We start from the raw sequence: 26,900 nt of genomic DNA on the forward strand, positions 1-26,900 counted from the left end.
AATTCCATGAAATCACGTCTTGCGGTTGGCACGAGCCGGATAGCTAAAAGCGAAGACGGCTCTATCACAATTTTGGCTTTGTTCTTTGTGCTAATTGCGATTGTGATGGGCGGAGTCGCAATTGACTTCAACAAGGTCATTGCCGAGCGGACCCAATTGCAGATTGCCGCCGATACCGCGGCGCACGCTGCTCTTTATACGAGAACGAAGCATGATGTTATGGCTTCACAGGATCAGGCTTTGGCAACCGTATCCAGCTTACTTCCGGTATCGACGTTCGGATCAGTTGCGATAACTTGGGCTGACATAGAGTTTGGAAATTGGGATAGGCAGTCAGCAACATTTACGGCTGACATGGAATCTAATGACGCAGTTCGGGTGTCCGCTGAGATGTCTGATATTCGTGGCAATCCCTCGCGGAACTTCCTACTCAGGATCGTTGGTTTTGATACCTTCAACGTCAATGTCGAATCTGTTTACAGCACCTATTACCCTCCATGCTTCACCGAGGGATTTGTGGCTGAATTAGTGGTGGATATACAATCTAACAACAGTTTCACTGACGGGTTTTGCATTCATTCCAATGATTATGTCAGCCTGAACCAGAACAACTACTTTGAACCTGGTACAATTGTTTCGATGCCCAATCTGAACGATCTCGATATGCCAAAATCTGGATTTGAGAAGAATGACGGTCTTCAAACTGCCCTGCGATCAGGGGCCTATCGGCTGCGCCTGCTCAATGATCTGCCCGACATTATCGACAGCTTCTGGACTGGTGAGGCCGATCATCTGCCACCTTATGTCTACGCTGGTACGCCCTACACTGTATCGTCGTCTTCCCTCGCGGTGCCCGATTCCAATGGTAATACGAGGTACAAGGGAACGGGGCTGACCCCGGAGCATTTTGAACCCAATTCGGTGAACAGGTACAGTTGCCCAGGGTCTGGAAAAGTCACCTTCGAAGCCGGCGTGTACTCAAACTTTGTGTTTGTGAGTGATTGCGAGATCAAGTTTTCAAATGGAGTTATGCTTGAGGATGTTGTCATCGCGACAACTAACTCCAGCGTCACCTCCTTTAGTACTCCCTCAGGTCTGAGCATCGGACGTGATGATAATTGCGCAGCTGGCGGAGGCGCTACTCTTATGACCCTTGGAGGTTTCAAGGCGGCCTCTTCACTCAACGCGTTTGGCGGACAAATCCTTGCCATTGGTGATATCCAGTTTTCTGCGAATGCTAATGGCATTCAGGGCGTGTCTTTCCAATCCAGAGGGATGATCGATGGCACGAGCAACATGGACATGGGGTACTGTCAGAACCAGGGTATGGAGAATGTGTACCGGGCTCCGTACTTCCGAACCGTAAAATGAGGTGTAAACCCCCGATTGGATGCATGCTTGATGACGTGCTCACTGAAAAGTCCGGCGTTCAAGGTTGGCCGGTTCTCCAACTAAGGAGAAAGTCTATGAAGAGAAGCCGTTTTACCGAAGAACAGATCATTGGGATATTGAAGGGGCATCAGGCGGGGCTTGGCGCGACGGAACTGCGCCGCAAGCATGGGGTCAGCAATGCGACGCTTTGCAAATGGCGGTCCAAGTATGGCGGGATGCACTGCACGGCAGGGTTATGCGCAGCATGATCCCGAGAGTGAAAGTGTGGCAAGTGAACTGGGTAGGATCGCTGAGATACGTGGCTATCCCTGCATGGTGGTCAGCGACAATGCAACAGAACTGACTTCGAATGCGATCCTGAAGTGGCAGGAAGACCGCAAAGTCGATTGGCACTACATCGCGCCGGGTAAACCAATGCAGAACGGCAATGTTGAAAGCATCAACGGTCGCATGCATGACGAGTGCCTGAACGAGCATTTGTTCGATAGCCTTCACCATGCGCGCAATTTGGTGGTGGCTTGGCGCAATGACTTTAACCACCTTCGCCCACATTCCAGACTCTCTGGTATGACACCGGCGGAATATTTTAACCGGTCAAAGAAGGGCCAAAACCTGAACAGAGCCAACCTAAAATAGCGGACTCTCAGGGGAGCAGGTCAAACGCCAGATATCCGATTTTTTCAACAGAATAGGCCGGAAGCGGCACTCGACACTCAGGGCGGAAACCAGACCTTCGTAACGGGTTCAAATGACAACTGAACCAGTATTCTGAGCGGCCATTCGATCAATTGACTTGCAATCACATTCCTCACCCGTCCGAGACGATCCTGATCTTCTCCATAGATGAATAATACCTACGATTGGCACGTTTCATGTCTTTGATGATCGTCTCTCACGGTGGTTTTAGTCAACTTTCTCAATAGTCACTCCTCGGTGGCTGCGATGAGCCCCAAACCCTCTATTGGCTCAGGCAAACGTCGGGTCCGAGAACTTTGACGACGGACGATATAGACAAGTAAGTGATCTCTCAGTAGTTTCTGAAATGTCTTCGTTCCGGCAGTGCGACTTTGGTTTTTTTTTGGGGTCTTCACTCAGTTGACGATAGCGCGACCAATTTGTTCGAGAGAGTTGCATGATGATCATTGAAGCTTTTCGAAAGATGCAAGCCGTTCTTTTCACCTGTCTTTGTGTTCTGTTTTGCATTTTTTCGGCTGCGTCGAGTGCCGAGGAATCTTTCTGGAGGGTGTCGCAAGAACAGTTTTCCTGCATAGTCGACAATTCTCGAAATTATATGGAACATGGAGATGATCCTATCGTCATAATGGTAATGGGCTGCCCTGAGGCTGATTTATCAAAGGCCATGGCGGCTTCAGCGGTGAACTCCGGTACGTTCGAAGTTATGGATGGGGACCCAGTAATCATTCTGACGAAGCAAGAGTTTCAGTGTTTGATTGAATCGAAAGACCTTGTTGCTGTGAGCGGAGAAATCCGAATACCTCGAGAGGGCATCTGTCTTGAGAATTGAGCGGGCTTCATACATCGCGGAGGTGTGCTCGGCTCTCATTGTTGCCATGACTGCCGTTCTGGCCCTTGTTGCTTATCTAGGTGATTTTGAAACAAAGAAGGCGGAGTTCACCTTTCAGGTTGCAAGCCAGTATCAGCAAGCGGAGCTTGTTCGAACAAGAAGCGAACTATTTGAGTTGGTAGCAAACGCGCAGGCCACAGTTGCGCCGGCACGTTTGGGCTCTTTGGATTTGAACACTTTCTTGGTGAAAAAGATCAGAGCGGATCAATCTCTCCTGAACACCGTCATGCCAAACGTTCTCGCCATCACGGGTTTCTATAATGCAGCCGCTGATTGTACCGCCTCAGGTCTTTGTGATGGCGAACTGCTTCATTCGTTGATGGGCAAAGAGGCTTCAGAGTTCTCATGTGTTTTTATGGGAGTGGTGACGGAAATTGAAAGAGCAACAAACGTAAAAAACCTATCACGTGGTTTAGAGGAGATCTCGAATGGTGGCTGCAAGTGATCGGATGAGATGGAGTTTCGGAACGTTAGTGGTTATTGCGCTTTTGCTTTTAGCTATCACAACCGGGCGATCATCCGCTGCTGAGTTCCAAATTAAAACTCTCAGCGATACACCCTTAGAATTCAGCCAACTCGATTCCGGTATTTGTACACACGAATTGAGTGGAACTATCGTGCGTGGAAGTGCTGAAAAGGTAAAGGAAGCAATCCTGAGCCTTCCCGGACAAGATCACGATGATAAAAATTTCGTAATTTGCATGAATAGCAGCGGTGGAAATCTCAACGAGGGGTTCTTGATCGGCAAGCTCATTTTTGAAAACTATTTTGGAACCTTTGTACCCGAAAACGCTGAATGTTCATCTGCCTGCGCGATAGCATTCATGCATGGCTTCGTAGGAATATACGACAAATTTAAACCCTTTCGGATGTTGCATCCAAATGGAAAGCTTGGTTTTCATGCGCCATCACTTCCTATTTCAAGTGATATGACCACCGAGGTGCCGATGGCTATGGTCAACAGCGCATACGATGGGGCCTTGAAAACTATTGCTCAGATTGTCGATGGTGCCATCAGCAGTGATCCGGAAACTGACTTTATTCCTTTGGGTTTGCTCCGGGAAATGCTTAGAACGCCCCCAGATGAGATGCGCTATGTTGAAACCTTACACGATGCATTCTCATGGAGAATTGATATTTTTCCTGAGGAGCTTCGGGCGCCCCAGAATTTCGATTTGGAAGTAGGGTTTTACCAGCTGTGCGCAAACCTTGGATACGCTGTGCAAGGGGCAACAATCGGCGACCGGATTGTGACAAAAGAGCTGGTAAATCTCTACAAGACAACGGGTCATTATACAGCGCTTAAATCGAAGTCGGGCTACACCCTTCTCAAATTTGCAGGGCAGGCGGAAGAGCAATGCCACTTCGGTTACGATAAAACGCGTGATCGGTTTGATGTATTCGCCTATCGAGAAGGTCAGCAAATTGGAAATGCTTGGTTGAACTCTGTGTACTTATTCCCACCCACAATGCCCTTGGTTGATCTCGCAAGGTGACATCATGCTATCTGATTTATCTTATTTACTTCGGTAACAGCCCCGATATCTGGATAGTGGGAATACCATGAAGCCCGTCAAACAGTGCCAGTTGATTTGCAGGTGTGATCGCCAGATCCGCGCGACCATGCTGGGGCGTCAATTTCGGAGGTAACTTCCGATCAGTGGTTTGCGCCCGGCTTGGCGTAAGGTCTTTCGATGCTGCGAACAGAGCCCATGACAATATTCTGGGTATAGGTTTCTTTGAAATCGCGGCCAAAAATTCGACGACCAGTTTGTGGCGGTCCTCGCTTGAGCCAAGCAGAGGACGTGAAACAGCCCATCTTTACATTTGGGCAAGCGGTTTGATCGAAGGGTACTTTTTTCTTTTGAGGATAACTTAGAACTCATTCACGAATGGTCCGTTCTCGCTGCTGCCTCAAAGTGCGCAATCCGGCAACTTTAAACTAAATTGGCAGTGTCCGCGATTAGATCATCGAAATTCTGAAGATGCTGCCGGAAGTACAAATGTCCGCAAAGGGGCGTGCGATTGCAGCATGGGAAGGCAGAGCGAAGGCCCAAAAATTTAGGTTTCAATAGCTTCCGAAATTGCCAACACATCTTCAAGTTCAACGCCAAAGTATCTAACCGTGCTGTCCATCTTCGTATGCCCCAACAGAAGCTAAATGGCGCGCAGGTTGCCCGGTTTCATATATGTCTGAGTGACCTTCGTGCGTTGCATTGAATGGGTCCCATAAGCGGTCCCCTCCAACCCGATAGACGAAACCCAATCCCGCACGATACCGGCAGACTGGCGCGTTAAGATGTGAAGGCGCTCGTGAAACCATCCAGGCCAGAGATACTCGGACCCATCCATTGGTGGATCTTCCATCCACTTCCCCAGGGAGCCGCGCGTGCGCTCGAAAATTTCGAACCGGACCGGTCTTTAGGTCTTACTTTGCAGCACCGATGCCCGTTCTTTGAACTGTCCGGATGCCATGAAATCGACAACTTTCGTCCGCACAAGGTCACAGCCGCGCAATTTGCAATCGATGACCATATTGAACAGAGCACGATCGCAATGGTTCTCTGCCAGTTCCAGTCTGCCTTGGATCGCACACACATGTTTGGGCTTCAGCGGCCGTTTCTGGCCAAAGGGGCGACCCTCTTTCCAAGCGGTGCGAAGTGGCGAATGACCGGTAAGTTTGGTTTTTGCATGACAGTTTCTCCAACCCGCCATGCCATCCCACATCGACAACCCGACGTTGACACTGCATCATATCATGAAATGCTGCGCTGCATCCAAGGTCGGCTTCGAGCCCATTGTGTCGAATGCTGCCCGCCAGACAGGGCCTTACCGATGTTCACGCAGCCACCAGTGGGAGGCGAACGTTTGACGTCCTTGCTCCGCGGGTCCCAGTTAAGCGGCAGTATTGCGCATTCGTTCTGGTTATATCCAATCGGTTCACGACCTAAACGGCAACTTTGAGCGACATCAATCCAGAAGATGCGCAAAGGATCTAATTTGCAGTATGCAGTCCGTGATTCTTATCCTCTTCTACCTTGTCATTGTCCTGATGCCCTTGTGTCTGTCGTGGGCATTGGACTGGCCGCCGCGTCCGTTGCTTGACGACATTGCGTCGGGTCTTGGCATGGTGGCTTTTGCGATCATCCTGACCGAATTTGTCTTGTCAGGTCGGTTCAAACGTCTTTCAAAACGCATCGGAATGGATGTAATCCAGCGGTTTCACCAACTTATCGCCCGAACCGCTCTCGCTTTTGCTCTGTTACACCCGTTCATGTTTGGAGGCACGCCGTCGGGTGGGCATCGACCATGGGATCCGACGCGTGCGTTGACTGTGACATCGGAGTTTTCTGATCTCGCGTCAGGCATAGTGGCGTACCTGCTTTTTCCTACCTTCGTATTGCTCGCCATCGCCCGGACTCAGCTGGACTACAAATACGAGACATGGCGATTGATGCACGGCATCGGCTCATTGCTTATTGCATTTCTGCTGCTTGACCACACGATCAGCGCCGGGCGTTACAGTGCCGATCCAACCATTATGTGGTTTTGGGTCGCCATGACGGGCACCGCCGTGGCTGCGCTACTGAATATCTACGTGTTTCAGCCACTGCGACAATCGACGCGACCTTGGAAGGTGACCGTAATCAAACGTCTGACGCCGTTTCAATGGCAGCTTAAGCTTGCCCCCACTGGTCACAACGGCATCACCTATGATGCTGGCCAGTTTGTATGGCTTAACATCGGGCATAGCGCCTTCAGCCATTATGAGAACCCTTTCTCGATCAGTTCGGCATCCGTGGATGGCAATGAACTGAGCTTCATCATTAAAGAGCTTGGCGATTTCACCAGAACCCTTGATCAGGTGTCTCCCGGAACACTTGCCTATATTGATGGTCCCTACGGAAATTTGATCATTGAGGGGCGCACCGCACAGGGCGTCGCCCTGATCGCCGGCGGCGTTGGCATCGCACCGATGCTGGGTATTCTGCGTCAGATGCGTGCGACGGGCGACAAGCGCCCGGTCAAGCTGATCTATGGCAACCGGCTTCAAGAGCAGATCATTCCATCAGAGGATTTATCGCATGAGGATGTGGTTTATGTTCTGTCAGAGCCGCCAGAAGACTGGGCCGGAGAGACGGGCCGTATCGATCCGGCGCTGCTAGAAAGACACTTCTCGCCCGAGATTTGTCAAACTTGGCTGTTTGTGCTCTGCGGGCCGCCTGCCATGATGGATGCAGTTGAGGATCATCTGCTCAGCAAAGGTACACCCTCATCCAACATCCTGTCAGAGAGGTTCACTTATGATTGACCCATTCCGCCATCTGTCTCAGCGCCGCAGGGTCTGGCTTGCGCTGTTGACGGTCAATGTGATCCTCGGGCTTTTGATCTTGGCCTTCGCGCTTAGGGTTTAGTTCCTCCTGCTCAAGAGTGTTTTTCCTCTGGCAGTATCCGAGGCTAGGTCGCAATCCATACGAAAGCTGCCAGTGGCGAAGAGGAAGCGAAAGGCAGGGTTGAGCCCATAGCTGTGGCGTGCTGCAAGGCGCGCCAGTGTCCGCATTCGGGACTGGAGCGTTGGCAGCCGACTTCTATCAATTGGTCAGAATTTCCACTCGAACCCAACGGCTTTTTCGGACACCTCCCAGAGACGCGACATGACAGTCTTGTCATGGGCGTGAGCGTTCAGTGTGCCCTTGCCGACTGGGCCGACCGCTTCCATGCGGCCCGTCGGACCGTAGAGGGCGCGTTGCTCGGTCAACGCCTCTTCGGTCGCGCACATGACCTCGGGGTATGAGCCTTGTTGCGCAGTCTGTACCATCGGCGTCTTGGTCATCAGCCACCAGATGAAACGCATCATGCGGCTGCCACTTGTTGTGATCAGAGACGTCGCCGATGAGCCAGGATGGCAGACGAAAACCTCTACATCTTTGCGCCCCGCAGCGGCCAGCCGGTCCTGCAGTTCGTATGCAAACATCATCTGCGCCAACTTGCTTTGCGAATAAGCGGTGTTTGCGCCGTAGCCTTCATCCCAGTTCATATCATCGAACTTGATGGTCTTGAGACCGAGGTTGTAGCCAAGGCTCGCGACGATCACGATCCGGCCCATGCTTTCCGCGATGCGATCGAAAAGCAGACCATTCAGCAGAAAATGTCCGTAGTGGTTGGTGGCAAGCTGGCTTTCGAACCCGTCGACCGTCAGCTTGCGCGTCGGCACCTGCGCGATGGCGGCGTTATTGATCAGCGCGTCGATGCGGGGCACGGTCTTCAGGACTTCTTTGCCGGCCTCGCGCACGCTGTGCAGGACGGACAGGTCCATGCGGATGAAGCTCACGTCAGCTTTCGCGCCGAATTCCTGCTTCAACTCAGCGATTGCCGCCTCTGACTTCTCGGCCGACCGGTTCAGCAACACCACCTTGGCGTTCTTCTTCAGAAGAATGCGCGTCGCTTGAAAGCCTGCGCCCGCGTTGGCGCCGGTTATGATGTAGGTCTTGCCCGATTGGTCACCGAGGCGCTCGGGCGTCCAACCTTTAGGTCCAAATGTCGTATCGGCCATTGTCGGTCTCCTGCCAGCCCAAGCTGGCGGTTCTGGGTGTTATTTGTCTGAAAGCACAGATAGTAGCAGCCAGCACCTCCAAACAGGCGAAATCCTCTCTATTACTTGCCCAATCGTCTCAACCCCGTTGCAAAGATGAAAATCCTCTGCAAGCTACAGCGCATGAGCAAGGAACAGATCAAAGCCCTTATTGAGAACCGCCTGCCCGAGGCGGGCCTTGTCGATATCGCGTTGAAGGGTGTCCAGCTTTTCCGGGTGACCGAGGCCATGCCCTGCGTGCCTGCCGTATACGAGCCCACGGTTGTAGCCATCCTGAGCGGCACCAAGGAAGCTGTGCTGGACGGTGAGCATCACGTCTATGGCAACGACAAATACCTGCTTTGCCCAATGACCCTACCGGTAGAGGCTGGCACGCCACAGGCTTCCGAAGCGGATCCTCTGCTCGGTCTAGTGATCACTTTGGATCCACGAATGATGCGCGAACTCACCATGGAGATCGAGGCTGCCGCGGGTGGCAACAGACAGTTTCGGGGCGAAGCGCCATCAGCCTTGGTACTGGCAGCCTGGGATGCGGGGTTTACGCAGGCTTTACTGCGGCTCCTAGCGCTGCTCGACAATCCGGTTGACTTGGAGGTGTTAGGATCGGGGCGCATGCGCGAGTTGTGTTACGCGGTGCTCAAGGGGGAAGCCGGGGCCGCCGCAAGACGTGCCTTTGGTGTCGGCAACGAAATCGCGCGCACCATCGAGTATCTCTCGAACCACCTGAACGAACAGATCACCATCGAAGATATGGCCGACCATGTGGGTATGAGCCGCGCGGTATTCCATCGGCGATTCAAAGACGCCACGACAATGTCCCCGATCCAGTTTGTGAAATCCATGCGCCTGAACAGCGCCGCGATGAAGATTGCCGAAGGCAAGACAGTTTCGGAGGCGGCCTGGGACGTAGGTTACCAAAGCTCCTCTCAATTCAGCCGCGAGTTCAAGCGGATGTACGGCCAGTCGCCCCGGCAATGGAGCAACGCGGTTCAGGTGCCCGAACGCCTGACCTAAGGGCGCACTCCGCACTGCAGACACACAGCCCGCTAAAGAAAAGAGACACTATTGATATCCTCAAGGCATCGTCCGACGGGGCCCGGGCGGAACTGCTGTCAAACAGCCTCTCCTGCTGTTTCGGGGTGATGGTTGTCTTGGCCAGCCTTTCTTTTGGTCGAGGGGCGAGACCGACATGACCAGAGCGTTCGTGTTTCCGATGCTCGTGGCGGGGATATTGATGCTGATCCTTGGTGGCGGGCTGTTCTATGGTACTTGGAAAGGCTCGGCAGGCTTTGGCGCCTCCGAGATTAAGCGCGTCGACAGGACAATGGCGCAATATGGCACGGTGGCAGAGCAGGGTCGTGGGCGCGACGGATACGGATCACGGAGTAGACCTTGAGATCGAGGATCCTCACGGGCGCTACACTCTCACCGCTGATTGGGTTTTGGCCGCGGATGGGGCGCGCAGCCCGATGCGTAAGATGCGTGGGCTGCGTTTGAAAGGCGACAATTACGAGGGGCGCTATGTCATCGCGGATATTCAAATGCCGCATGACTATCCCACAATCCGCCGCGCGCTGTTTGATCCTGATTGCAGACGCGGTGCGACGATCCTGATCCACAAGCAACCCGACAACATTTGGCGGATCGACTATCAGCTTGGCGTGGACGAGGATGAAGGCGATGCCATCAAAGAGGAAACCGTGCGGGCCTCTGTGACAGCGGTGCTCGACGAAATCGGCTATGAAGGCGATTGGCAACTGGAATGGTGGAGCATCTATTCAGCCAACACTCTGGCGCTGGATGAGTACCGCGACGGGCGTATCTTCTTCATCGGCGATTCAGCTCATATCGTCCCCATATTCGGTGTACGCGGCCTGAACAACGGTTTGGCCGACGCGCATAACATCGCGTGGAAGCTGGCCTATGTGATGCAGGGCAAAGCCGCCCCTCCCTTGCTTGACAGCTATACACCAGAGCGTCGCGGGGCCACGTTGGATGTCTTTGCAAACGCCTCTAAATCCGCGCGTTTCATGACACCACCTACGCGCGGTTGGAAGGTCATGCGTGATGCAGCGCTAAACCTCGCGCTCAGCCATTCCTTTGCGGGACAGCTCGCTAATCCGCGCCAGATGACACCCTATACCTATTGTGATAGTCCCGTTGTGTGCGCTGATGATCCTGAATTTAAAAGCGGGCCGCAGGTTGGTGCGATGCTGCCAGAGGCGCGGATTGGTGACGGTTATCTGACCGGGAAACTGGGTGCTGGGTTTTCTGTTCTTGTTTTCGATAAGCGCCTTGCCAACGATTTGGACATCGCGGGTGTCGCGGTCATTCTAATTGATGCTGAGTCCGAGGTTGCCCAGCAATTCGGAGCAAGACAATCCAGCGCATACCTCGTGCGTCCCGACCTTCACATCGCCGCGCGGCTGTTTGACACTACACCTGCCACCATTCAACACGCGCTGAGATTTGCAGCCGGAGAGGTTCTTCCATGACCCCTACAGATGTCGAAGCCGTCTATGATGCTCTTGCAGCACAAATTGACAGCGTTGGACCCGAAAAGTCCGAGTTGTTTCTGATAAAGCTGGCATTGCTATTGTCGCATGAGTTCGGTGACGCCAACCGCGTCATCAAATTGATCTACGATGCCAAACGCAACCTTGATGCAGCGAACTATCGTTAAAGCCAACACCGATCTCGCCCCTACACTTGCAAACTACATTTTTCGAAACTGAAGCCGTTCATTTTGGTTAATCTCCAAGAGTTCAGAAAAATGTGAGCAATGCTCGCTGAAACGTGCAACAGGTGGGTCTGTAATCGGCGGGATTACGTCTCGGTATTTACCGCGGACATAGAGGTCACGCAGGCAGTCATTCGCGATGGACCAGATGAAGCAGACAAGGCGGTTATGGAAGGTCTGGTTCCAGGCTCGGATGTTGCTCGGGGCTATGCGCTTATTATCAAAGCCTTGTTTTCTTTCGTACAACCTTAAAGAGGGCCAAGGGATTACCAAGACGGCTCAGGTTCATCACAGCCCGCTTGAAGTTGAGTATTAACCGATCAATTTGCTGACATTGATATCAATTGTAGCGATGAATTTACGGTAACAGGGGTCTCCACCAACAAGGGCATATCTTTGGGGGAAGATGAATATTGGAAGCACTCGATCTGGGCACCCGCGCTGGCCAGTGAATAAGCAATCTCAAACAGTTTCATTGACTGACCGTAAAATTGAGGTTGCGATAACCTCCAATCATGGAAGTAAGTTAAGATATTGGTTATTATTATTTTTTATGGAGCGGCGATCCCGACTTCAAGGGTTTCGTTTTCCTTGCGTGAGTTCTGGGGGAAAGTCTGGGGGGACACCAAAAATGCTCCAGACGTTCCCGAATTCTCCCATGTCTTCAATACGCTACGTGTAGATATTTCACCCAATATTCTAGGCGAATAATTGATTTTTATGGATTTTATGGATAATTTTTCTGGAGCGGGTAACGAGAATCGAACTCGTAACTAAAGCTTGGGAAGCTGCCGTGATACCTTTTCACCATACCCGCGCGCCAGTGGCATTGACCTAAGCCGCAGTGCTTCATGCGTCAAGAGGGTTTGCGTGCAATCACATAGTTGATTTGAGCGGGCAGGGTGACGCCTTTAGAGGTCTCGTAAGGTTCAAGAGCCTTGGTCAAAGCGTCCAGCAGGTGGGCGCGCTGCACATCGTCCGCGTTGTAGTGACCTAGCGCTTTATTGGCAGGGCCAATCTGGCACATGACGCGTGCCATTGCTTCTGCGCCATCGGAAATGGTCAGGCTTTCCTCGGTGGTTTCCACTTCGGCGACAAGGCCTGCGTCTTGCATGATCTGCGCAATACGGGCCGGATCGCGCAGCGAAAAGGGTCCCGGTCCGTCAGGGGGAGATTTGGGAACCGGACCAAGGACTTCACGCGCGACCTGCGCGGGCAGCGTGAAGAACGGGTTTTCCTCAATGGCCCCCCATGCGGAAAACGCGATACAGCCGTCATCGCGCAACGCAGAGGCGATATTTGCAAATGCGGCCGCAGGATTTTCAAAGAACAAAACGCCAAACCGCGACACGATCCTGTCAGCGCTTTGGGGAACGAACGGATGGTTTTGGGCATCTGCTTGAAGAAAGGCGATGTTGTGCTGCCCTTTAACACGGCTATGCGCCGCTTCCAGCAACGTGGAGGAGATGTCGATCCCCGTCACATGTCCGGTGTCGCCGATGATATGCGCCACAGAAAACGTGCTGGTACCAGCGCCGCAGCCGATATCCAACACGCTGTGACCGGATTGAATATCTGCCCGCGTCAACGTGCCTTCCAGAACTTCGGCCAGCGCGGCATCCAAAGAAGCCCGTTGATCGACCCAAAGCGGGCCAGCCTGATCTGTCCAGAAGTCACGCTGATCGTCGTTGTTGCTCATCCGCGACGCCGTCTACGGCTGCCACCGCTGCCATTGCCTTCCCCGCCGCCACCGGTGTTGAAGGTGCGGGTTGGCAAAGTGACAATGGAATTCAGGATCGGGAAAGGCTCGACTGCGTTCGGCATTGCGGAGGCGTTCACGAAATGCTCCTGAAAGCGCGGCTCGATTGCTGTCTCGATCTTGTGGATGTTGCGCACGATCTCCTCGATTTCGCCGCGCGCATCGCTGTTCAGCAGGGCGATGCGGGCGCCAGTGCCAGCGGCATTGCCCGCAGATGTAACTTTATCCAGCGGTGCATCCGGGATCATGCCCAGAACCATCGCGTGTTTGGTTGAGATATGCGCACCAAAAGCACCCGCAAGCACCACACGATCCACTTTATCGACGCCGAATTTGTCCATCAGCAGACGCGCGCCGGAATATAGCGCAGCCTTGGCCATCTGGATTTCGCGGATGTCGCGGTTTGTCACGGTGATCAGAGGACCCCCGTTTTCGGTGCCGTCATAAACCATATAGCTGTTGGTGCGGCCGTCCGCAAAAACGGCGGCCGATCCAGTCTGTTCTGCTGTGCCAATCAGGCCCGGTGCATCGACGATGCCATGCATACGCATCTCTGCGACCATCTCAATGATACCTGATCCGCAAATGCCGGTCACGCCGGTCTGCGCGATGGCAGCATCAAAGCCTTCTTCGTCTGACCACAGATCGGATCCGATGACCTTGAAGCGGGGCAGCTTGGTCACAGCGTCAATCTCCACCCGCTCAATAGCGCCGGGGGCTGCGCGCTGTCCTGAACTGATCTGGGCACCCTCGAAGGCGGGGCCGGTGGGGGATGAACAGGCCAACACTTTCTCACGGTTGCCCAGCAGGATTTCCGCATTTGTGCCCACGTCGACAATCAACACCAGATCATCTGAGAGTTGCGGGCTTTCTGACAAGGCGACAGCGGCGGCATCCGCGCCTACGTGCCCTGCAATGCAAGGCAACAGATAGACGCGAGCGCTTTCATGGATGTTGAGGTCCAGATCACGGCCCCGCATGCGCAAAGCGTTGGAGGTGGCCAGCGCAAAGGGGGCCTGACCCAGCTCAAATGGATCAATACCAAGGAACAGGTGGTGCATCACAGGATTACATACGAACACTGCATCCACGATCAGCTGCTTGTCGATCGCCGCCTCGGTTGCAAGTTGTGTGAACAGACCACACATCCCTTCGCGCACAGCCAGGGTCATTTCTTCGGCGCCCTTGGAATTCATCATGGAATAGCTGACGCGGCTCATCAGGTCTTCGCCAAAGCGGATTTGCGGATTCATCACGCCCGATGATGCGACGACCTCGCCAGTTTGCAGATCACACAGGTGCGCCGCAATTGTGGTCGACCCCAGATCAACGGCAACGCCGTAAATCGTGCCCTCATAAAAGCCGGGCCAGATGTGCATGATGCGCGGCTTGTTTTCATGGTCGCCCAGATGGATGGCCACTGTAACCTTCCATGCGCCTTTGCGCAAAATCGGTTGCATGATTTGCAGGATGTGCAGATCGGCGGTGACCTCTTCAAGCTGCCATTGTTCGTTCAGGGCCAAGCGCAGACGCTCAAGGTCGCCGGATGGATCGTGCATGTCAGGCTCTGCTACCTCGACATAAAACAGCTTTGTCGAGGGGTTGAGCGTGATGTCCCGTACCTCGGCCCGTTTGCGCACGACCTGTTTGTGTACCTGGCTTTCGGCAGGCACGTCGATGATCACGTCTTTGAGCACGGTTGCCTGACAGCCCAGACGGCGGCCTTTTTTCAGCCCGCGCTTATCGTCATAGCGTTCTTCAACGCTGTTCCATTCGGACAGCGCGTCGGCCTCGACTGTCACGCCGTGCTTGGAAAACTCGCCGTAGCTTGGTGTGATCTGGCATTTCGAGCAGATACCACGCCCGCCGCATACTGAATCAAGGTCGACGCCCAATTGCCGCGCTGCGGTCAGGACAGGCGTGCCCACAGGAAAGCGGCCCCGCTTGCCAGAAGGGGTAAAGATAACAAGTGGATCATCGCTCATTTTTTAGGCTGCCTTTGGCTTTGTTTCCGCTAAGTTAGATTATTATTCGCATTTATCACGCAAACCTGCGTCACCTTGAAGCCTTTTCGCGCCATCAACACTTATATTTGGTTCTGTCGAATTGGAATGCCCCAGGCGCAGTGCATCTGTCCAGCCGGTAAGGCAGTCGCGCAGATGCCAGCCGATATGGATCACCCTACAGCCTTGCCACGATTGTTTTGCGTGCCAGGTCAAGCGGCGTGCAGGCAAATCCGCGCCGCGCTGTTTGGTGACCGGATTATAGATCTTGCTTTGGTGTCGCCAACACCCTGAAAGCCATGCGCGGAGGAAAACGACAAATACGTCTGGCCTGACTGCGGATAATTGGGGAATTGCACAGGGCGCGCGGGCACTTCTTCGATCGCGCCTTGCAGCTCTACCAAGGCGTAGCTTTTGTCAGCGATTGTCGCGACACGGAGCATTTTGCCATCAATCTGCACGTCTTGCGCAGTCTTGAGGGCGGCATCGGTTTTCGGGATGTTCGCAGCACGCTGCACTTTCTGTTCAGGGCTGAGAGACGGACCGCCGCAGGCTGAAAGAAGTGCGGTGCAAGCAACGAACCAAGCAACAAAACGCATTATCAACCTTTTTTATATTTTGGTAGGCGCTTGGATTGATGTCGGAGTGCAGAAGAGTGCCAACCGTCCGGGTCGTCATGTTTCGCGGCGCGCATGAAAGATAAAGCCCAGGAAATTCAGCAAAATTTGTGCCGCAAGGATCTGCGTAGAACCGGAGGGATCGTAATCGGGCGCAACCTCAACCAGATCAATGCCCACAATGTCATGACGATTTGCCGCGGCCTGTAGCAGCTCCAGAACCTCGTAATAGAGAAACCCGCCATGAGAGGGCGTGCCGGTGCCGGGCGCGATTGATGGGCAGAAGGCGTCGATGTCGATCGTCACGTATAGACGTGCACCAACGGGGATGTGGGCCAGCACGCCGCCGATGCCCATATCGCGGGCCTGCCTGACGCTGATAATATCAGACCCCATGGCACGGGCGTCGTCATAGCCTTCTTTGGCTGTAGAGCTGACGTTCCGAATACCAACTTGCGTTAGGCCGGTGACATAGGGCTGTTCGGCAGCACGGCGCATCGGGTTGCCGTGGCCGTTGCGGACACCGTGTCTTTCATTCACAAAATCCAGATGCGCGTCGATTTGCAGGATGTGGATGTCGCCCTGACCGTCAAAGGCTCGGATGCAGGGGATATTGATCGAATGGTCGCCCCCAATCACAACAGGAAGGGCTGCGGCGTCGAGCGCTGCACGCACGCCTGCCTCGATATTGGCGTGGCTGGCTTCGGTGTCCGTGTGGATAATATCGGCATCGCCCATGTCCACGATGTTCACGTCGCCGGGCAGATAGGTCAGATCGTCCTCATGGTCATACGCGCCCGCATGACCAAAACTGAACAAGGTAGATGCCTCGCGCACGCCGCGTGGGCCGAACCGCGCCCCTGCACGATATTGCGTGCCCGCATCAAATGGCGCGCCGAGGATCGCAACATCCGCGTCGAGCTTGGCCCAATCAGGCTCGTAAGGGCGTTTGCCGAATGTTGAGATGCCGACAAATGGCAGGTCCAGCCTACCGCTCTCATAGCCGTGTTTGCTCATCACACTCTCCTGTTTCGCCGCAGCTTTGGACAAGTGCAAATCAAATGCAAGGGTGGGCGTCTCTGGGCCTTTTCAATCCGGTCTATCCGTGAAATAGCAAACCGCCAAATGATGCCATTACCCATGGAGGTTGTTATGGAGATTCGTGAGGCCCTGACGTTCGATGATGTGTTGCTGGTTCCTGCCGCCTCATCGGTCCTGCCTTCCACCGCAGATACCCGTACCCGTGTGACCAAATCGATCGCGCTGAACATACCCTTGCTCAGCTCTGCGATGGATACGGTTACCGAAGGGCGCATGGCGATTGCCATGGCACAGGCCGGCGGAATGGGCGTGATCCACCGCAACCTGACGACTGAGGAACAGGCCAAAGAGGTCCGCCGCGTCAAACGGTTTGAAAGCGGTATTGTGTATAATCCGATCACTCTGAAAGCCAATCAGACTTTGGCCGATGCCAAGGCGTTGCAGGCCCGATACAACGTCACCGGCTTTCCGGTCGTTGATGAAACGGGGCGCGTTGTCGGTATCGTAACCAACCGCGACATGCGTTTTGCCCATCTTGATGACACGCCGGTGCATTTGATGATGAGCAGCGACAATCTGGCGATCCTGCAGGAACCTGCTGACCGCGAAGAAGCTATCAGCCTGATGAAAGCGCGCCGCATTGAAAAACTGCTGGTGACTGATGGCAAAGGCAAACTGACGGGCCTGCTGACGCTCAAAGATACCGAGCAAGCCGTGCTTAATCCGACTGCTTGCAAGGACGAGCTTGGGCGTCTGCGCGTGGCGGCTGCGACCACCACAGGCGATGCCGGTTTCGAGCGGTCTCAGGCATTGGTCGATGCGGGCGTGGATATGATCGTGATCGACACCGCACATGGACACTCCGAAGGGGTGGCGATTGCCGTGGAACGCGCCAAGAAGCTTAGCAATGAGGTTCAGGTTGTTGCCGGGAACGTGGCAACTGGCGAAGCGACACGCGCGCTGATCGGCGCGGGCGCCGATGCGGTTAAGGTCGGCATCGGACCGGGCTCAATCTGCACGACGCGTATGGTTGCCGGTGTTGGTGTGCCACAGCTGACAGCAATCATGGATTGCGCGAAGGCTGCGGGTGAAACGCCTGTGATCGCCGATGGTGGCATCAAATTCTCGGGCGATTTTGCCAAGGCGATTGCGGCTGGTGCTTCTTGTGCAATGGTCGGTTCGATGATTGCAGGTACAGATGAAAGCCCTGGAGAAGTCATTCTATATCAGGGCCGTAGCTTTAAAAGCTACCGTGGTATGGGCAGTCTTGGCGCCATGGCCAGCGGGTCTGCTGACCGGTATTTCCAGAAGGATGCTGCCAGTGACAAGCTGGTGCCGGAAGGCATCGAAGGACAAGTGGCTTACAAGGGAAGTGCCGCTGCGGTGGTACACCAGATGGTCGGCGGTTTGCGCGCGGCCATGGGTTACACTGGTTGTGGAACCGTTGATGAAATGCGCAAGAACTGCAATTTTGTCAAAATCACCGGCGCGGGTCTGAAAGAAAGCCACGTGCATGACGTTCAGATCACCCGTGAATCTCCCAACTACAGGATTGGCTAGACTATGACACCTGCTGCACGGGTGGCTGCCGCCATCGAGATACTTGATATGATCGGTGACGGCTTGCCAGCCGAGCAGGTTTTAACGCGTTGGGGACGGGGTAACCGTTTTGCCGGTTCCAAAGACCGGGCGGCGATCCGCGACCATGTTTTTGACGTATTGCGCGTGCGTCGTTCAGCTGCATGGCTGGGGAATGCTGCTACAGGGCGCGGTTTGATGATCGGCTTGCTTCGTTTGCAGGGCATTGATCCTGCAACCCTATTTACTGGCGAAGGTCATGCACCCGCGCCTTTGATGGATCATGAGATGCAGCTTCCGGAGGGCGAAATGCCCGACGCGGATGCGTGGAATTTACCCGATTGGCTGACTGAGCGATTTGCAGAAGGTCTGGGTGATGCAGCAGCGGAGACCGCGCAGAAGCTGCAAGGTCGCGCACCAGTGACGCTCCGGGTAAATGTTGCAAAAACAAATACCTCTGATGCTATCCTCATGTTGAAAGAGGCTGGCGTCGAGGTTGTGGAAAATCCTTTGAGTGCGACGGCCTTGACGGTTGTTGAGGGCAGTCGGCGCATCCGCAATGCTCCTGCGTATATGGATGGCTTTGTCGAGCTACAGGACGCAAGTAGTCAGGCGGTCGTCGATGCGTTGCCACAGGCTGGCCGCGTGCTTGACTATTGCGCTGGCGGCGGCGGTAAGGCGCTGGCAATTGCGGCCCGCGGGGCCGATGCGGTTTTCGCTCATGACATAGATGTTGGACGGATGCGCGATCTGCCATTGCGCGCCGCCCGTGCAGAGGCCGAGATCACCCAGCTTGAGGGCAGTGATCTAGCGACCTTTGGACCCTACGATCTGGTTCTGGTTGATGCGCCGTGTTCCGGCAGCGGTTCTTGGCGGCGTGCGCCTGAGGCCAAGTGGCGTTTGACGCCAGAGCAGCTTGCTCAGACAATGGACCTGCAGGACAGCATTCTGGATGCAGCGGCGGCACTTGTCGCAGAGGGCGGGACCCTTGTCTACGCGACCTGTTCGATCCTGCCTGATGAAAACCAACAGCGTGTTGCTGCGTTTCTGGCGCGCAATAACGGCTGGGTTTGCACGTGGGAAAAGACGTTTGAGGTCAGCGATCTGGGTGACGGTTTCTACTCCGCACACTTGACGCAAAGCAACTAATTACAAAAAAATTGCCGGCTGCGGGAATGTTGTATGCCATTTTCGGATACGGTTAATAGGCGGTTAACCCTTCGGCCCAAGAGTAGACTGAATGATTCGGGATTTGATTCCTGAAAGCGCTGGAAGGGAAGTTATGCATCGGACAAGGGGCACCTGGCTGACGGATAGGGTGGTTTTGGCGACGCCTCAACGTTTAGGAGCCCTTCTTGTTTTGGCGCTGCTACTTGGCGGGGCCGCATGGGGTGCTCTTGACGGGGCGGCGCAGATTGGCGCGGGTGCGGCCAGTGTCAGCCTGCTTTGTGTCTGTCTCGCTTTACTGGTGCTGCGTGTCGGCCATAAACTGGCGCAGGAGCGGAGCCATAATTCGGTGGCGCATTTTGTCACCAACGATAGCGCGCCCAGTTTCATCACGAGTCATGATGGCCAGATCGATTTCGCCAATCCCGCGGCTGACCGCATATTCGGGGCCACCAAGGACCGTACGATGGCATCGGTGTTGGCGGATCGGATGGGAAACCCTGGACCGGTGCTTTTCCGTTTGCAATCGCGGGCTGAGATAAATGGTTCTGCGCGCGAAGAGATTGTGACCAACAGCGGCCAGATATTACTGGCAGTACATGCGATTGGTTCTGATGGTTTCGCGTGGCGGGTTGAGCCGCAGAACACACAGGCTGCTGCCGGTCTCATGGGTGATAGCCGCATTTTACCAATGCTAATGGTTGGGCGAAGCGGGGCGATCCTGTCTATGAACCACGCTGCCCGGCAGTTTATCGGAATGAGAAGCAAATCCTTGGACGGTATCTTTGCCGAACAGGTTGTTGTTCCCGGTACGGTAATGCAGGTGGCCACCACTGCAGGAAGCAAACCCGCTTTGATCGCCCAAACGGATGCGGGGGCGGGACGGTCGGCCATCTATTTTTTACCGCCGCCAACCGCAGGCGAAGCGCTGCCAAATCCGGATTGGCAGGTCTTTCAGGATATGCCAATCCCGATGATCAAGATCGCTCTCGATGGAACAGTCCAGTCCTTTAACAAACGGGCATCCAATCTGATTGGTGTTGTTCTTACAGAGGGTGCGCATTTATCGGCGCTTATGGAGGGGCTGGGCAGGTCCATCTCGGATTGGCTTGAAGACACATTGGCTGGCAGGTTGGTGCAAAAATCCGAATTCCTGCGCCTTACGCGTGGGGATCGCGAGGCCTTTGTTCAGGTCACCTTGAACCGTATTGAAGAGGATGGAGTGCCAGCGTTGATTGCTGTGTTGCATGATGCGACAGAGCTCAAGTCGCTTGAGGCGCAATTTGTTCAGAGTCAGAAAATGCAGGCGATCGGACAACTTGCCGGCGGTGTGGCGCATGATTTCAATAACTTGCTTACGGCTATCTCTGGCCACTGCGATCTGTTGCTCTTGCGTCATGACCAAGGTGATAGCGACTATAGCGACCTCATCCAGATTAACCAAAATGCGAACCGTGCTGCGGCGCTGGTGGGGCAACTGCTTGCCTTCTCTCGAAAACAGACGTTGCGGCCTGAAACTCTTGATATGCGGGACACCCTGGCTGATCTGACCCATCTGCTGAACAGATTGGTCGGGGAAAAGGTGACGCTGACACTAAGCCATGATCCGGTGCTTCAGCCGATCCGGGCTGACAAGCGGCAGTTGGAACAGGTCTTGATGAACCTTGTGGTGAACGCCCGCGACGCCATGCCTTCGGGCGGTGAAATTCGGATCGTGACAGAATGTACAAACCTGAAAGACCCGATGTCACGCGATCAGGTCACAGTTCCTGCGGGTGAATACGTGACCATCAAGGTTAGTGATGATGGCTTTGGTATTGCATCAGATAAATTACAAAAGGTTTTTGAGCCTTTTTTCACGACGAAGCGCACAGGTGAGGGGACGGGCCTTGGCCTTTCAACGGCTTACGGTATTATCAAACAAACGGGCGGCTATATTTTCGTGGACAGTCGCGAAGGGGTCGGAACGTGTTTTACGCTATATTTCCCTGTTCTTGTCCAAACGGCCAAACTCGAAGTCCCAAAATCGAAAGAGGCGGGACCAATCGTTAAGACAGCACCTAAGGGTGGTGTTATCTTGCTGGTCGAGGACGAAGCACCGGTGCGTGCCTTTGCCAGCAGAGCACTGCGGTTGCGGGGCTATACTGTTCTCGAAGCCGAAAACGCGGAAGCTGCGCTGGAAACTCTCGAAGACCAAGATCTAAAGATTGATGTCTTTGTCACGGATGTCGTTATGCCGGGGATGGACGGGCCAAGCTGGGTACGTGAAGCGCTCAAGATGCGGCCTGATGTCAGGGTCGTATTCGTATCAGGTTATGCTGAAGATAGCCTTGGAGAAGCTCAAAAGAAGATTCCAAATTCGGTATTCTTGCCCAAGCCGTTCTCATTGAATGACTTGACGGAAACCGTAAACAAGCAGCTCCACTAACCGCTTGGAATACTGTCATAAAGCGCAAACTCATCGGCAAATTTTCGGCGGAACCTTTCCTCAATCTCAGGCGACAATGCGATCTCTATCGCGGGTGATACGTTTTCCTGGGCCAGAGACAGCTTCACATCCAGTCTGTCTTCCAGAAAGCTTTGCAGACTTTGCTGATCCTCATACCGGAACAGATGCGTAATGCCCGTGCCATTAGGTTGGCGCTCAAGGAATTTGAGCTGGCTACCCACCTCAGCAAAACCAGGCCGCTTTCCTTTCATGTAACCCAGCACAAAATCATCAAAGCTGATTCCGAAAGTATTGTTGGGTTTGTCCTTCATAAACGGGCGTTGTCGGTACCTGTACCAGCTGCTGAGCCAGCTCACTGGATCACGCATAACGGCCATCAGCTCCATTTCCGCATCGCAAACGTTCAAAAACATCGGCCGGATGAATCGGTTGTACCGATAGACCGGTGCATGCTTTAGCAGGGGCGGATCAGTGATTGCCATATCAGCCCGGGTGGCCAACGCAGTTTGGTAGGCTGTTGAGCCCGTCTTTGGTACAGATAGGAACGCGAGACGTTCTTTAAAGAAAACAAGCATCTAAGATCTCCGGTTCCGGTCAGCATACAAACTGCCTGCTGCATAAACAACTTCTTAACCAATGGTCTGCAAAGTCGGGGTAGCAAAAATTCGATTGAAATGTTCTGCGTTTGTGCTCATAAGAACATTAATAGAACATAACCACATTGTGACAGGGGCGATTGCCGCCACCGTCGCCCTGTGACAGTAAGGGAAGAACCCAAATGGCAACGGCAGATCTTTTGAATATGGATAAGAAATCAGCGGACAAACAAAAAGCGCTCGACAGCGCTCTGGCGCAGATCGAGCGGCAGTTTGGCAAAGGCTCAATCATGAAGCTGGGATCGGAAGGTGCGATACAGGATATCACGTCATCCTCGACCGGCTCGCTTGGGCTAGACATTGCGCTTGGCATCGGCGGTTTGCCGATGGGGCGTATCATCGAGATTTATGGCCCAGAATCATCAGGTAAAACCACTCTGACACTGCACTGTATTGCCGAGCAGCAAAAAGCCGGCGGCGTATGCGCGTTTGTCGATGCTGAGCATGCGCTTGACCCGCAGTATGCCCGTAAGCTGGGCGTCGACATTGACGAGCTGCTGATCTCGCAGCCCGACACAGGTGAGCAGGCATTGGAAATCACCGATACCCTGGTTCGGTCGGGCGCTGTGAACATGGTCGTTGTGGATTCGGTTGCGGCCCTGACGCCAAAGTCAGAACTTGAAGGTGAAATGGGCGACAGCTCGGTCGGGGTTCAGGCGCGTCTGATGAGCAAGGCGATGCGCAAGCTGACCGGCTCGATCTCTCGGTCAAACTGTATGGTGATCTTCATCAACCAGATCCGGATGAAAATCGGCGTGATGTTTGGCTCTCCCGAGACAACGACCGGTGGTAACGCCCTGAAGTTCTATTCGTCCGTGCGTCTGGACATCCGTCGTATCGGTTCTCTTAAGGACCGCGATGAGGTTGTGGGCAACCAGACTCGCGTCAAGATCGTCAAGAACAAGGTCGCAGCACCATTCAAGCAGGTCGAATTCGACATCATGTACGGTGAAGGCATCTCAAAAATGGGTGAACTGCTGGATATGGGGGTTAAAGCCGGTATCGTCGATAAGTCGGGCAGTTGGTTTTCGTACGGGGATGAACGGATCGGGCAGGGGCGTGAGAACGCCAAAAACTATCTGCGCGAACACGAGACTATGGCGATCGAGATCGAAGACAAAATCCGTGCCTCTCACGGGCTAGATTTTAACGGCTCTGAAAATGCCGACGATCCCAGTATTCTGGACGATTGATCGCCTGATTTCGACATTGAACCTGAAAAAGGGTGCGTGCCATGCGGCGCGTGCCCTTTTTTGCTTCGCCGCCTGTGGACAGCACCTTATGCCAGCGTTATCTCAGCAAAAGACTTTCGCCCGCCCAAAGGATGGATCCCATGCAAACGCTCAACGAAATCCGCTCGACTTTTCTTAATTATTTCGGAGAAAACGGTCACGCGATTGTACCATCCAGCCCGCTGGTTCCACGGAACGATCCCACATTGATGTTCACTGCTGCGGGGATGGTTCAGTTCAAGAACCTGTTCACGGGCGTTGAGACGCGAGACTACACCCGCGCGACGACAGCGCAGAAATGTGTGCGCGCCGGCGGTAAACACAATGACCTTGATAACGTCGGCTATACCGCGCGGCACCACACATTCTTTGAGATGTTGGGAAATTTCAGCTTTGGTGACTACTTCAAAGAGGACGCTATTCCGCTTGCGTGGGATCTGCTGACCAAGGTGTTCGGCATTGATGCGTCGCGTCTGCTGGTGACAGTTTATCATACCGATGATGAAGCTGTTGAAATCTGGAAAAAGCACGCGGGCCTTAGCGATGACCGGATTATCCGCATTGCGACCGATGACAATTTCTGGTCCGCTGGTCCCACGGGTCCTTGCGGTCCCTGTACCGAGATTTTCTATGACCATGGGGATCACATCTGGGGTGGCCCTCCTGGTTCCCCTGACGAAGACGGTGACCGGTTTGTTGAAATCTGGAACCTCGTATTCATGCAGTACGAGCAGTTCGAGGATGGCACCCGCCGTGATCTGCCGAATAAATCCATCGATACCGGCATGGGGATTGAGCGGGTCGCCGCCCTGCTGCAAGGCACGAACGACAACTATGCAACCGACTTGATGCGTAGCTTGATCGAGGCATCTGCCAACGCCTCCAGCACGGATCCTGACGGTCCGGGCAAAACGCATCACCGTGTGATTGCTGACCACCTGCGCTCCACCTCTTTTCTGATGGCCGATGGCGTAATGCCCAGCAACGATGGCCGTGGCTATGTGTTGCGTCGCATCATGCGCCGCGCCATGCGTCACGCCCATCTGTTGGGTGTGCAAGACCCGCTGATGCACCGCCTGGTTCCGGCTTTGGTGACGCAGATGGGGCAGGCTTATCCAGAATTAGGGCAAGCGCAAAGCATGATTGAGCAGACGCTGCTGCAAGAAGAAACGCGGTTCCGCCAGACGCTGGACCGCGGCCTGAAGCTGTTGGACGACGAGCTGGTGAAACTGCCGGAGGGGGCCAATCTGCCCGGTGCCGCGGCGTTCAAGCTGTATGACACATTCGGCTTTCCGCTTGACCTTACGCAGGATGCGCTGCGTGAAAAGGGCCGTGCAGTGGATACAGAAGGTTTTGACACCGCCATGGCCGAACAGAAGGCCAAAGCCCGTGCAGCTTGGTCCGGTTCGGGTGAGGCGGCAGATGCCGCAATTTGGTTTGACGTTGCTGATAAATCCGGCCTGACGGAGTTTCTCGGGTACGATACCGAAACTGCGGAAGGCAAGATCGCAGCGCTTGTGCAAGACGGCAAAGCGGTCGCTGAAGTTGGCGAAGGTAAGGACGTTCAGATCGCCCTTAACCAAACGCCCTTTTACGCCGAAAGCGGTGGCCAGCTGGGCGATACGGGCATCATCCGGACGGATACAGGTACAGCGCGTGTGACCGATACGCGCAAGGCGGCGGGTGTCTTTATTCATTTTGCGAAAGTCGAAAAGGGTAGCATTTCCAATGCGCAATCCGCCGTTCTTGAGGTGAATCACGAACGTCGGACGGCGATCCGCGCCAATCACTCTGCAACGCACCTGCTGCATGAAGCCCTGCGTCACGCGCTTGGGGATCATGTTGCACAGCGTGGCTCTCTTAATGCCCAGGACCGGCTGCGGTTCGACTTTAGCCACAATGAACCTGTCAGTGCCGAAGACATGTCGCGAGTTGAGGCCGAGGTGAACAGCTATATCCGCCAGAACTCTCCGGTCGAAACGCGGATTATGACGCCGGATGACGCACGCGGACTGGGTGCGCAGGCATTGTTCGGAGAGAAATACGGCGATGAGGTCCGCGTGGTTTCCATGGGCCGTCAAAGCGGTTCGGGCAAAGGCACAGACGGCGGCACCTATTCGCTAGAGCTTTGCGGTGGCACGCATGTGGCCCGCACCGGTGATATTGGTGCTTTTGTGATGCTGGGCGATAGTGCCAGCAGCGCGGGTGTGCGCCGCATCGAGGCGCTTACTGGTGAGGCGGCAATCGCGCATCTGCGGGCGCAGGACGAATTATTGAGCCGCACTGCGCTAGAGCTCAAGAGCCCTGCGGCATCAGTTCCCGAACGTGTGCGCGCGCTGATGGATGAGCGCCGGAGCCTTGCCAACGAAGTCGCACAACTGCGCCGCGAGCTTGCTATGTCCGGCGGAACAAGTGCGCCAGAAGCGCGCGAAATCAATGGTGTAGCGTTCCATGCTCAAGTGCTTAGCGGGATCACCGGTAAGGATTTGCCTGCCTTGGTAGACGAGCATAAGGCGCGCCTTGGGTCAGGTGCGGTATTGCTGATCGCCGATACCGGCGGCAAAGCTGCTGTTGCGGCGGGCGTGACTGCTGACTTGACCGCACAGCTTTCCGCTGTGGACATTCTGCGTGCTGCTGTGGCTGAACTGGGCGGTAAGGGTGGCGGTGGCCGTCCTGATATGGCGCAGGGCGGTGGTGCTTCTGCCGATAATGCCGAGGCTGCGATTGCAGCCGCTGAAACCATTTTGAAAGGATAAGCCCCATGGGAGCACTCTGGATCGCCCACGTCACTGTCACGGACGAGGAAGCCTATAAGAAATACGCAGCCGGTGCGACGGTTGCTATCGCAGAACATGGCGGTGAATTCATCGCCCGTGGTGGCCGTTTTGTTCAGCTTGAGGGCAAAGAGCGCCCCCGAAATGTGGTGGCCCGTTTCCCCGATGTGGAAACGGCCGAGCGTTGCTATCACTCAGCGGCCTATCAGGCGGCACTGGAGCACGCAAAAGGCGCTTCGGAGCGTGAATTGATGATCATCGAAACCAGCGAATAGGCTGGCGGCACGGCGTCAGCTTTTCACTACGTTGATATG

Annotated in this window: 21 protein-coding genes, 1 tRNA gene and 2 pseudogenes; 17 read left to right on the top strand and 7 right to left on the bottom strand. The window is 54.5% G+C overall.

Going from position 1 to position 26,900, the window contains the following annotated elements; genetic code table 11:
- Positions 1–6: 6 nt before the first annotated feature.
- From K3757_RS08645 to K3757_RS08675, 7 genes and pseudogenes are all read left to right on the top strand, one after another.
- A complete protein-coding gene (locus K3757_RS08645) occupies positions 7–1,371 on the top strand; it encodes a pilus assembly protein TadG-related protein (RefSeq protein WP_260001037.1) in 1,365 nt (454 codons plus the stop codon).
- A gap of 95 nt (positions 1,372–1,466) precedes the next feature.
- Positions 1,467–1,610, top strand: a pseudogene (locus K3757_RS19110) (transposase); the annotation flags it as partial.
- A 46-nt stretch (positions 1,611–1,656) separates the two neighbouring features.
- Positions 1,657–2,028, top strand: a pseudogene (locus tag K3757_RS08650) (integrase core domain-containing protein); the annotation flags it as partial.
- Between the two features lie 496 nt (positions 2,029–2,524).
- Positions 2,525–2,917 carry a hypothetical protein gene (locus K3757_RS08655; protein WP_260001038.1) on the top strand — a complete coding sequence of 131 codons (393 nt, stop codon included), beginning with the start codon at positions 2,525–2,527 and terminating at the stop codon, positions 2,915–2,917.
- The gene (locus tag K3757_RS08660; RefSeq protein ID WP_260001039.1) at positions 2,907–3,422 is read left to right on the top strand and encodes a hypothetical protein; all 516 of its coding nucleotides are present in this window, start codon (positions 2,907–2,909) and stop codon (positions 3,420–3,422) included. The genes K3757_RS08655 and K3757_RS08660 overlap by 11 nt, the downstream gene beginning before the upstream one ends.
- The gene (locus K3757_RS08665) at positions 3,406–4,473 is read left to right on the top strand and encodes a hypothetical protein (protein WP_260001040.1); all 1,068 of its coding nucleotides are present in this window, start codon (positions 3,406–3,408) and stop codon (positions 4,471–4,473) included. The genes K3757_RS08660 and K3757_RS08665 overlap by 17 nt, the downstream gene beginning before the upstream one ends.
- A gap of 1,511 nt (positions 4,474–5,984) precedes the next feature.
- Positions 5,985–7,289 carry a ferric reductase-like transmembrane domain-containing protein gene (locus tag K3757_RS08675; protein ID WP_260001041.1) on the top strand — a complete coding sequence of 435 codons (1,305 nt, stop codon included), beginning with the start codon at positions 5,985–5,987 and terminating at the stop codon, positions 7,287–7,289.
- A gap of 288 nt (positions 7,290–7,577) precedes the next feature.
- On the opposite strand, the gene K3757_RS08680 is transcribed toward K3757_RS08675, so the two are convergent.
- Entirely contained in the window at positions 7,578–8,531 is a 954-nt protein-coding gene (locus K3757_RS08680; protein WP_260001042.1) for an SDR family oxidoreductase, read from the bottom strand.
- A gap of 162 nt (positions 8,532–8,693) precedes the next feature.
- Between K3757_RS08680 and K3757_RS08685 the strand changes: the two genes are divergently transcribed.
- From K3757_RS08685 to K3757_RS08700, 4 genes are all read left to right on the top strand, one after another.
- The gene (locus K3757_RS08685; RefSeq protein ID WP_260001043.1) at positions 8,694–9,584 is read left to right on the top strand and encodes an AraC family transcriptional regulator; all 891 of its coding nucleotides are present in this window, start codon (positions 8,694–8,696) and stop codon (positions 9,582–9,584) included.
- Positions 9,585–9,759: 175 nt separating this feature from the next.
- On the top strand, positions 9,760–9,966 hold the full coding sequence (locus K3757_RS08690; RefSeq protein ID WP_260001044.1) for a hypothetical protein: 207 nt from the start codon (positions 9,760–9,762) through the stop codon (positions 9,964–9,966).
- Positions 9,929–11,065: an FAD-dependent monooxygenase gene (locus K3757_RS08695; RefSeq protein WP_260001046.1), complete on the top strand. Its 1,137-nt coding sequence runs from the start codon at positions 9,929–9,931 to the stop codon at positions 11,063–11,065. Before K3757_RS08690 ends, K3757_RS08695 begins: the two co-directional genes overlap by 38 nt.
- Entirely contained in the window at positions 11,062–11,253 is a 192-nt protein-coding gene (locus K3757_RS08700; protein ID WP_260001047.1) for a hypothetical protein, read from the top strand. The genes K3757_RS08695 and K3757_RS08700 overlap by 4 nt, the downstream gene beginning before the upstream one ends.
- 800 nt (positions 11,254–12,053) lie before the next feature.
- Here the strand turns inward: K3757_RS08700 and K3757_RS08705 are convergent.
- The 5 genes from K3757_RS08705 to speB form a co-directional block, all read right to left on the bottom strand.
- Positions 12,054–12,127, bottom strand: a tRNA-Gly gene (locus K3757_RS08705).
- 39 nt (positions 12,128–12,166) lie between these two features.
- Positions 12,167–13,009, bottom strand: coding sequence for a class I SAM-dependent methyltransferase (locus tag K3757_RS08710; RefSeq protein WP_260001048.1), 843 nt, complete (start codon positions 13,007–13,009; stop codon positions 12,167–12,169).
- Positions 13,006–15,054: an ASKHA domain-containing protein gene (locus K3757_RS08715; RefSeq protein ID WP_260001049.1), complete on the bottom strand. Its 2,049-nt coding sequence runs from the start codon at positions 15,052–15,054 to the stop codon at positions 13,006–13,008. The genes K3757_RS08710 and K3757_RS08715 overlap by 4 nt, the downstream gene beginning before the upstream one ends.
- A 230-nt stretch (positions 15,055–15,284) precedes the next feature.
- A complete protein-coding gene (locus K3757_RS08720; protein WP_260001050.1) occupies positions 15,285–15,671 on the bottom strand; it encodes a hypothetical protein in 387 nt (128 codons plus the stop codon).
- Positions 15,672–15,746: 75 nt separating this feature from the next.
- Positions 15,747–16,706, bottom strand: coding sequence for an agmatinase (gene speB / locus K3757_RS08725; protein WP_260001051.1), 960 nt, complete (start codon positions 16,704–16,706; stop codon positions 15,747–15,749).
- Between the two features lie 135 nt (positions 16,707–16,841).
- On the opposite strand from speB, the gene guaB reads away from it, so the two are divergent.
- The 3 genes from guaB (at position 16,842) to K3757_RS08740 (ending at position 21,903) form a co-directional block, all read left to right on the top strand.
- Complete coding sequence (gene guaB, locus K3757_RS08730) at positions 16,842–18,290, top strand: IMP dehydrogenase (RefSeq protein ID WP_260001052.1); 1,449 nt, start codon at positions 16,842–16,844, stop codon at positions 18,288–18,290.
- 3 nt (positions 18,291–18,293) lie between these two features.
- Positions 18,294–19,457, top strand: a complete 1,164-nt coding sequence (locus K3757_RS08735; RefSeq protein WP_260001053.1) for an RsmB/NOP family class I SAM-dependent RNA methyltransferase — start codon at positions 18,294–18,296, stop codon at positions 19,455–19,457.
- A 133-nt stretch (positions 19,458–19,590) separates the two neighbouring features.
- Positions 19,591–21,903, top strand: coding sequence for an ATP-binding protein (locus K3757_RS08740; RefSeq protein ID WP_260001054.1), 2,313 nt, complete (start codon positions 19,591–19,593; stop codon positions 21,901–21,903).
- Here the strand turns inward: K3757_RS08740 and K3757_RS08745 are convergent.
- The gene (locus K3757_RS08745) at positions 21,900–22,499 is read right to left on the bottom strand and encodes a gamma-glutamyl kinase (protein ID WP_260001055.1); all 600 of its coding nucleotides are present in this window, start codon (positions 22,497–22,499) and stop codon (positions 21,900–21,902) included. The two genes, K3757_RS08740 and K3757_RS08745, sit on opposite strands and share 4 nt — an antisense overlap.
- A 203-nt stretch (positions 22,500–22,702) precedes the next feature.
- On the opposite strand from K3757_RS08745, the gene recA reads away from it, so the two are divergent.
- From recA to K3757_RS08760, 3 genes are all read left to right on the top strand, one after another.
- Positions 22,703–23,773 carry a recombinase RecA gene (gene recA, locus K3757_RS08750; protein ID WP_260001059.1) on the top strand — a complete coding sequence of 357 codons (1,071 nt, stop codon included), beginning with the start codon at positions 22,703–22,705 and terminating at the stop codon, positions 23,771–23,773.
- Between the two features lie 140 nt (positions 23,774–23,913).
- Positions 23,914–26,568, top strand: a complete 2,655-nt coding sequence (gene alaS / locus K3757_RS08755) for an alanine--tRNA ligase (protein WP_260001060.1) — start codon at positions 23,914–23,916, stop codon at positions 26,566–26,568.
- Between the two features lie 5 nt (positions 26,569–26,573).
- On the top strand, positions 26,574–26,861 hold the full coding sequence (locus K3757_RS08760) for a DUF1330 domain-containing protein (RefSeq protein WP_260001062.1): 288 nt from the start codon (positions 26,574–26,576) through the stop codon (positions 26,859–26,861).
- Positions 26,862–26,900: the final 39 nt, after the last annotated feature.

The sequence above is a fragment of the Sulfitobacter sp. S223 genome (assembly GCF_025143825.1).
Classification (GTDB): domain Bacteria; phylum Pseudomonadota; class Alphaproteobacteria; order Rhodobacterales; family Rhodobacteraceae; genus Sulfitobacter.